Origin of the sequence: Dactylosporangium sp. NPDC048998, assembly GCF_043197855.1 — a bacterium.
Taxonomy (GTDB): domain Bacteria; phylum Actinomycetota; class Actinomycetes; order Mycobacteriales; family Micromonosporaceae; genus Dactylosporangium.
In genome coordinates this window covers 26,458-32,747 of sequence record NZ_JBICTV010000053.1, presented here as the reverse complement: position 1 = coordinate 32,747, position 6,290 = coordinate 26,458, and the positions used below count along the sequence as shown (strand labels likewise).

The following is a 6,290-nucleotide window of genomic DNA, read 5'->3' as shown; positions in this document are numbered from 1 at the left end:
TCGGCAACCGGCAGCGAGTCGGACACGCCACCCAGGATGGTCCAGAACACCCACCAAGATCAAGACCCGCCAGCAAGAACCTGCTGAATGGTTACGATAGAAAAGAACAAGTTGATTCTTTACGGGTCCTGTGGAACCAGCAGCGCTGTTCCCGGGTGTCGGGGAACACCTCGCGTAGCGCCGACCAGAATCCCAGCGCGCCGTCGCCGATCGCGAGGACCGGGGCGCGCATGCCGCGGCGTTTGCAGTCGCGGAGCAGGTCGGCCCACGACCCGGCCGACTCCCGGTAGCCCTCGGCGAGGGCGACGAGCTCTTTGGTGCCGTCCACCCGTACGCCGATCATGACGAGCAGGCACAGCTTCTCTTCGTCCAGACGCACGTTGAGGTGGACCCCGTCGGCCCACAGATACACGTAGTCCACAATGGACAGGTCGCGGTCGTTGAACGTGCGGGCCTCGTCCTGCCACTGGGTGGTGAGCCGGGTGATCACGGCCGCGGACAGGCCCGACCCGGTACCCAGGAAGCTCTCCAGGGCGGGCACGAAGTCCTTCGAGGACAGCCCGTGCAGGTACAGCAACGGCAGCACCTCGGTGATCTTCGGTGACTTGCGGCACCACGCCGGCAGGATCGCCGAAGTGAACCGCTTCCGCTCACCGGTGACCTCATCGACGCGCTTGTCGTTGACCCGTGGTGCAGCCACCTCCACCGCCCGGCCGAGGTGAGCACCTGCCGCGGCTGGGCGTGACCGTTGCGCACGACGAGGCGCCGGCCCCGCTCGTCCAGCTGGTCGGTATGGGCGGCGATGTAGGCGGCGACCTCGGCCTCCAACGCCGCGGCGAGCATCCGCCGGGCGCCGTCGCGCACGATCTCGTCGATGAGCGACCCGCCGACCGTGGCCGGGACCGGCACAGCGCCCACCGCAGTGGCTGGCGTGGTGGCTGGCGCGGCATCCTCGGGGTTGACTACGGTGAGCACGGGCGTACCTTCCCGACCCGCGTTGGCGCGCGGGCCTTACTCGATTCCTGGATCGGACTCGTCGGGAGGGTACGCCTCCCGACGCTCATCCACAGGTTTCGAGCATTGCTCCGGTTGGTGGGTAGGAACCGCTCCCGGTCAGTCGCCTGACCGCCGCCGGTGTGGATGACGTAGTGCGCCTGCTGTGTCCACGCCCCGTTGTCCGGCAGGTGCACCATGACCTGGTACCACCCGTTGAGCCGGTTGGTCGGCGTCCAGGTTCCGGTCACCTGCAGACTCGTCTTGAAGGACTGCTGCGTGTGGGCGAACCAGAAGTGCCCGCCGAAGCCGGCGCCGATCTGGTGAAAGTCCACTTTGGACGGATAGATGGTGCCGGCCGCGCTGCTGGCGGAGCCGAACTTCCACGTGAGCTTGCCGCCGCTCGCCACCGGGGCGCAGCCGTCCGGTCCCAGCGGCTTGTTCGTGTCGATGTCGTCGATGATGATCGCCGTGCCCGGCAGGCCGACCACGTTGCACTGCTCGGGATAGATGTTGCTGGCGAGCGGGCGGGGTTCGACCGTTGTGTATGTGCGGCGCTCCTGGCCGCACTTCGCCGGGCAGTCCGGAAGCCGGCTTACCGATTGGTGCCACCAGCACACCGCGTGAGGTCGTTCTCCTGGCACGGTCCGGCTGGCTCGTTCGCGTAGTCGGGGTCGGTCGACTTGTGCGGCGGCGCCGCCGGGTCGCACCGGTTCACGGTCGCCACGCAGGCGATGGTTTGCGGCGGCTGCGCCGCCAGGAACGGACCCAGCTCCGTGGAGCCCTGCCACAAGGCCGTGGTGTAGGTCGACTTCCACCTACCGCCGTCCGCGTAGTCCGGCAGGATCACCGAGGTGTGGGCCCAACCCATGATCCGCTCGGGGTACGACCAGTCGCTCGTGGCGCTGGTCCCGCACACGCCGTTCGCGTCACGGCTCATCGAACGCTGGTGCACAGAAGCCCCTGCCCACGCACCAAGCGTTCAAGTGTTCATACAACACGCGCGTCACCATCTAAAGTCCCCGGGCACTGTCGCGCAGCCACGCGCGTTCCGTCTCCTCGACACCGCCGCAGCGGCCGCCCTGACTCGATGGACCCGCAGCCCGGCCGAGCATCTGGCAGGCGCGAACCTTCCGGACGAACAGGTCGCCGAACTCCGAGGCGCCGCCAGGGTTGCCGACGAGATCGCGCAGCAAATCTACTTCGCCAGCGGCGCCTTCAACGCCAAGCAGGGTAGCCCACCCCCGGGCCGCGATGACCTCGCACGTTTCGCAGATCTTGCATTCCCCGTCCTCGCCAGATGCGCCATGCTCCGGCTCCCGCACTGTATTCATGCAGTCGTCGAAACGATGATCTTTCTTGCGCCACTCGATGAGGCTCGGGCGCTGCGTGCCATCGCCGACGCGATCCCGGCTGACGGTCCGTACGCCGGTGAATCGCTCGCAGGGGACCTGGTCATCCCCTACCTCGAACGACTCCTGACCGAACAGCGGCCGCTCGTGCTGTTCGACGAGCACGGCACTCCGGCGTTCCGTCACCTCTTGGCCACGTTCGCCACCGCCGGAAACCAGGCCGCTTTGACCCTCGCGTACACCTTCGCTGATGTGTTCCGGTAGCGGGTGGAGAGTGCTCGCAACGGGCGCAGTCCGGCGAGGAGGCGAGCATAAGCACAGTAGAGAAGGGGGCACCGCAGTCGACGAGGTCGATCACGGCTTCGACGAGGCTGCCGCTCGGCTCGACCGGGTGAATGCCCGGGTCGGCGGGTGAGAGCGTCGTGACGCAGCCGGTGTCGGAGGCGGACCAGCCGGAAGAAGGGGTGGTGACCGTAGATGACTGCAACGTGACTGCCATGCCCCGCTCGGTGGTCATCTGTCCGCCGCGCACAGTACGGGCGGCACGGCGCAGTCCGAGTTCCTGCCGGCCAGGAGCGCCAGTTCTACTGTCGCGCCGTTGTGGACGGCGACGAACACGGCGAGCCATGCCGCCCGGCCAACCTCATACACCTGCGTCCAGGCGTGAGGCCAAGCGCTGCGGCGTTGCAGTTCCCGGACGCCCGCATCGAGCGCGCCGAAGTCGGCAAGTGATCGTCTGACGACCTGGCCGGCGGGAAGAGCATCGAGCCGATCTCGAAAAGAGTGCAGGTGATCATGCCGGGCACCATGACCACCTTGAGTACGACGGAATTCCCAGCGAGCCGTTCAGCCGACAACTCCGCCAGACAACGACGGCGTCGGCGGGCCCGTTGCGGAGCCAAGCCGAGGAGGCCACCCCTACAGAAGCTGCCGAAGTCACTCCGCGTTCGCGGCGTCGCGCCGCCACAACCTCGGCACTAGAGCCAGGACGTGAGCCTTCACATCGTCGGAGATGATGCCGCGGGCGTCGTTCATCAGCGGGACGACGGCGTGCCTGTGCACTTCGCGGTGCTCCTCCGGTGCAGGGCATGTGAATACAGCCAACATCCGGATTGCCCGCAACACGCCCGGCCCAAGGATGGGCAGCTTGACGGCCACCAGTCCGCGAAGCGCGGACCAGACCTTACCGAGTAGGAGGTCGACGACAGCCTCGGCGACATGCCTCCGTAGACCCTTCTTCGACGAGTCCAGGAGCACCCGCTTGGCGAAGCCCTTGGACTTCTCCGACAGGAGGTCGACAGCATCCTGCACACGCTGGAGGAGCCGGACGATAGCGATCAGGAGATCGCACCAGATGTGGCTGGCCATCTCCCGCCTGACAAGCCCGGCGTCCACTCCTGTCGGCACGACCCGGTCGAGTTCAGGCTCGATCTTCCGCCAGGTGTCAGCCATTGTGCTGCGGGCAAGCAGAACCACCTGGTCGAGCTCCGACAACGGGCCAGCCTGACCGCCGGCACCGTCAGACATCTCCGCCGCACCCGCCGAACCCTCCGGCCGCGCACCCCTGGCCAAGTAGTCGGTGATATCCAACCGAGCGAGGTCCGAGTACACGGAACGGAGTTGCTTGGAGCTACGAGCCGAAGCCGCTTTGGCCTCAAGCACCCTCCGGCGCGCATCGCGGACCTCGGGTTCATCGGCCGCTAAGTCCACCCAGCCTTGCCAGCCGTGAAGCGCGCCGGCACATCCGGTGCACCGGCAGACGTGTCCCACGGCGGCGGCGCATGCGCCGTTGTGGCTACTTCCGGCCACCGAGAGACCACCACCTAAATCCAAATAGTCATATGTAGCTATAGAAATACTTTACGTGATCATCGGGGGCTGGTCGATGCGCCTTGGACCGGCACGCCCGGCCGCCAGGACCCGATCGCGCTGGCGCCACCCAATGGCAAGCCCGGCCTGGCTGTGACCACGTGTGCGTCGCGCGCCGGATCACCCAATTAGGGGTTCCTCCGATAGAAGGGATCGCGGTTGTGAATTCCTCCCCACAGCGGTCCTATGAAGAAGACGGCCCAGCTCCGGGCCACATCAGCGGACGGCGGAGGTTGTCATGGCCGATGTCGATGCGATCGTACGGAACCCAGCGACCGGGTTGTTTGAATTCCGGCTGGAACTTGGTCGCGACCGGACCGGGGTGCGGATGCAGGCCCGACGCAGCGGATTCGTCACGCCGCAGGCCGCCCTGGCCGAGTACCGGCGGCTGAGTCGGCAACGCGATGCACAACGCCCGCGGCTACGGCTGTCCGACACCGTGCAGACACTGTGCGAGGACTGGCTCACCGCCCGGGCACAGGAACTGCAGCCCAACACTGTCTACAACTACGGCCGCCTGCTCAACCTGATCTATCCGCACATTGGCCGGGTCCGCGCGTCACGGCTCAGCGCACGCATGACCGAACGCGCCTACCAGCACCTCGAGGCCGCCGGCTACTCCCGCACCACCCTACGAACCCTGCACCTCGTCCTCGCCAAAGCGTTCGGCGAGCAGACCGGCCGCACCCTCGGCGCCCGCAAACCCCGGGAAACCGACGACCTACGACCGGTCTGGACCCTCACCGAAGCACGCACCTTCCTCAACCGCACCACCAGCGACCGGCTCTACCCACTCTGGCGACTCCTGCTCACCACCGGCCTGCGCCGCGGCGAACTGTGCGGCCTGCAATGGTGCGACCTGGAACCGGACCTCGCCGCGCTGACCGTCCGCCGGCAACGCGTTGTGGAAGACCCCACCAGCCAAGTGCGGGAGAAGCCACCCAAGTCCCACAACGGCACCCGCACCCTGATCCTCGACCCGACCACCCTCACCGCACTGACCAACACCAGACCATCCGGGAGGGCGGCGCTCGTCTCCGGCCACATATTCCTCGGACGACGCGGCCAACCACTCCGACCCGACAACCTCAGCAACCGATTCAACCAACTCGCCCGAGCCGCGGGGGTCCGCCCGATCGGACCGCACCAGATCCGCCACCTCCTCGCCTCCAACCTCCTCGACCTCGGCTACGGCATCCCCGAAGTCGCCGAACGCCTCGGCCACGACCCAGCAACCCTCATGCGCTACTACACCCGCATCAACGCCCAACGCCGCCAACAAGCCGCCCACGACCTCGCCCAACTCATCACACCAACCGCAACCCGCATGGACGACGGCACCGCACCCGACCTACAGGCGGCATGACCACATCAATGCCAGCGCGGCACCAAATCACGGACCCCTTTACTCGGCCGGTTTATGCTTGAAGCGACCTGGGAGAACGTTGCTGAGCACGTCGCTGGGGCCTCCGGCTACTGGGGGTCAAGGGGTCGTGGGTTCAAATCCCGCTGTCCCGACGTAGTAAAAGGCCAGCTCAGCTGGCCTTTTTTGTTTACACCCATCGATGCAGTGCTCGTGGAGCGACACGAGTTTTGTCCCGTACGGGCGTACTGTTACCCATCCCCCAGCGCCGTGACCTGCGGCTTTGCCGTCACGCCGAGCGCGTCAACGCGTGCAATGATCCGACCCGGGGACCGCGCTGAACTGCGGTTTCACGGTTTCGACGGTCAGCACGCCGCTCAGCGACCCCATGACTCGTCCCGTCCCGCCAGGCCACGAGCAAAGATCTACTGTGGACGATCACGACACACCGCCGACACGTACGCCCGTACTGTGATCACCAGGAGCAGTACACATCGCACCGGACGCGCATCGGCACGTTCAACGGGCAATCAAAAGATCGCCGGCGCCCGTACAAGGTCGAAACACGCACTTGATCATGGTTACCTGGGCGGCGGTGTCCGGAACGGTGATCATGGCTCGAGTGTGGCGGGTAGGATCTGCCCGTCAGGAGTGGTCGCAAGTGTCGTATGCGCTTGAACTTGTCGTTGTCCGCGTGGTGCATCGTCGGCAGC

The 6,290-nt window shown here is 66.4% G+C and carries 5 protein-coding genes and 1 pseudogene; 2 read left to right on the top strand and 4 right to left on the bottom strand.

Annotation, left to right across the window (positions count from 1 at the left end; genetic code table 11):
- Positions 1-127: 127 nt before the first annotated feature.
- The 3 genes and pseudogenes from ACGFI8_RS45250 to ACGFI8_RS45240 all read right to left on the bottom strand — a co-directional run.
- Positions 128-918: pseudogene (locus ACGFI8_RS45250) on the bottom strand (IS256 family transposase); the annotation flags it as partial.
- Between the two features lie 44 nt (positions 919-962).
- Positions 963-1,484 (bottom strand): hypothetical protein, encoded by a 522-nt coding sequence (locus ACGFI8_RS45245; protein ID WP_392814615.1) that lies wholly within the window; start codon positions 1,482-1,484, stop codon positions 963-965.
- 104 nt (positions 1,485-1,588) lie between these two features.
- Positions 1,589-1,933 carry a hypothetical protein gene (locus tag ACGFI8_RS45240; RefSeq protein ID WP_392814613.1) on the bottom strand — a complete coding sequence of 115 codons (345 nt, stop codon included), beginning with the start codon at positions 1,931-1,933 and terminating at the stop codon, positions 1,589-1,591.
- A gap of 46 nt (positions 1,934-1,979) precedes the next feature.
- On the opposite strand from ACGFI8_RS45240, the gene ACGFI8_RS45235 reads away from it, so the two are divergent.
- Positions 1,980-2,609 (top strand): hypothetical protein, encoded by a 630-nt coding sequence (locus ACGFI8_RS45235; protein ID WP_392814610.1) that lies wholly within the window; start codon positions 1,980-1,982, stop codon positions 2,607-2,609.
- 672 nt (positions 2,610-3,281) lie between these two features.
- On the opposite strand, the gene ACGFI8_RS45230 is transcribed toward ACGFI8_RS45235, so the two are convergent.
- On the bottom strand, positions 3,282-3,935 hold the full coding sequence (locus tag ACGFI8_RS45230; RefSeq protein WP_392814607.1) for a hypothetical protein: 654 nt from the start codon (positions 3,933-3,935) through the stop codon (positions 3,282-3,284).
- Between the two features lie 517 nt (positions 3,936-4,452).
- Between ACGFI8_RS45230 and ACGFI8_RS45225 the strand changes: the two genes are divergently transcribed.
- Positions 4,453-5,580 (top strand): tyrosine-type recombinase/integrase, encoded by a 1,128-nt coding sequence (locus tag ACGFI8_RS45225; protein ID WP_392814605.1) that lies wholly within the window; start codon positions 4,453-4,455, stop codon positions 5,578-5,580.
- Positions 5,581-6,290: the final 710 nt, after the last annotated feature.

Excerpts from the sequence above, each read along its gene's own strand:
- ACGFI8_RS45225 (WP_392814605.1), top strand. The coding sequence starts at position 4,453 with ATGGCCGATGTCGATGCGATCGTACGGAACCCAGCGACCGGGTTGTTT.
- ACGFI8_RS45240 (WP_392814613.1), bottom strand. The coding sequence starts at position 1,933 with ATGAGCCGTGACGCGAACGGCGTGTGCGGGACCAGCGCCACGAGCGAC.